Origin of the sequence: Belnapia rosea, assembly GCF_900101615.1 — a bacterium.
GTDB lineage: Bacteria > Pseudomonadota > Alphaproteobacteria > Acetobacterales > Acetobacteraceae > Belnapia > Belnapia rosea.
Genome location: NZ_FMZX01000115.1, coordinates 1 through 1,225, shown reverse-complemented (window position 1 = coordinate 1,225; position 1,225 = coordinate 1). Strand labels below are relative to the sequence as shown.

General features: G+C 69.1%; 1 pseudogene. It reads right to left on the bottom strand.

What is annotated here, in order from left to right:
* Positions 1-58 precede the first annotated feature (58 nt).
* Positions 59-1,128, bottom strand: a pseudogene (locus tag BLR02_RS28310) (IS256 family transposase).
* Positions 1,129-1,225: the final 97 nt, after the last annotated feature.

Here is a 1,225-nt window from a genome sequence, read left to right as displayed (position 1 = left end):
GGTCGTGTCCCTGGACGTGGTGTAGGAGCGGTGCTCCTGGGCGGGCTGGTCTGCCTCGTCAGGATGCCAGGGCTGGCAGGCTGACCGGGGCAGTACCGCTGATGGTGCCGATGGTCTCCGGAGTCATGTAGCGGGCTCGCTGGGTGGCCCAGGCTCGATGCGCGGCGGGGAAGCGCATGTAGGCGAGGACATCCTCCTCGGCGGCGTCCATCAGGGCAGCGAGCTTGGGCACCTTGGGACGGAGTTGGTCGGCCACGGTCCGCCATTGGGTATGGGCAGCTGCGGCGTCTTCCTGGGCGTAGGCGGTGCCGATCCAAGCCGAGACGATGCGGCGCTGGGTCTTCCCGGCATGGGCCAAAGCGGTGCGGCCGAAATGCACGCGGCACCGCTGCCAGATGGCCCGCAGCACCTTGGTCACCGCGGCCTTGAGCCCTTCATGCGCATCGGAGATGACCAGCTTGACGCCCCGCAGCCCGCGCCGTGCCAGGGAGCGCAGGAAGTCCAGCCAGGAGGTCTCCGCCTCGGAGGCGCCGACCGCCATGCCGAGCACCTCGCGCCGGCCGTCGCCATTGACGCCGACCGCGATGGTCACGATGCGGCCCGCCTCGCGGACCTTCACGTAGGTGGCGTCGAGCCACAGGTAGGGCCAGTCGCCCTCGATCGGGCGGCAGAGGAAGCCGCCGACCCGCTCGTCGATCTCGGCGCAGAGCCGCGAAACCTGGCTCTTGGAGACGCCCTCCAGGCCCCTGGCGCGGACCAGGTCATCGACCGAGCAGGTCGAGATGCCCCTGGACATAGGCCTCCTGGATCACCGCCGTCAGCGCCTTCTCGGCGGTCCTGCGGGGCTCCAGGAAACCCGGGAAACAGGAGCCACGCCTGAGCTTCGGGGTTGGACGCACTGCGTCCAACGAGCTCGACGGTGCCGGCCCGGGTCTGCCAGTCGCGGTCCCGGTAGCCGTTGCGCTGCACCAGCCGGTCGGAGCTGCGCTCGCCATGCGCGGCGCCGGTCAGCTCGTCCACCTCCAGCTCCATGAGCCGCTCAGCGGCGAAGCCGATCATCTCGCGCAGGAAGGACGACTCGGCAGACTTCTCCAAAAGACCCCGAAGGGCCATCGTCTCGTCGGTCATCGTGGCTGGTCCATGGTTCAGGGGTTGTCGGTCTCAGCAACCCAACCCTAGCCAGGACCATCACGATGGCCACCACCATTACGGTCGCGGCCTCCTA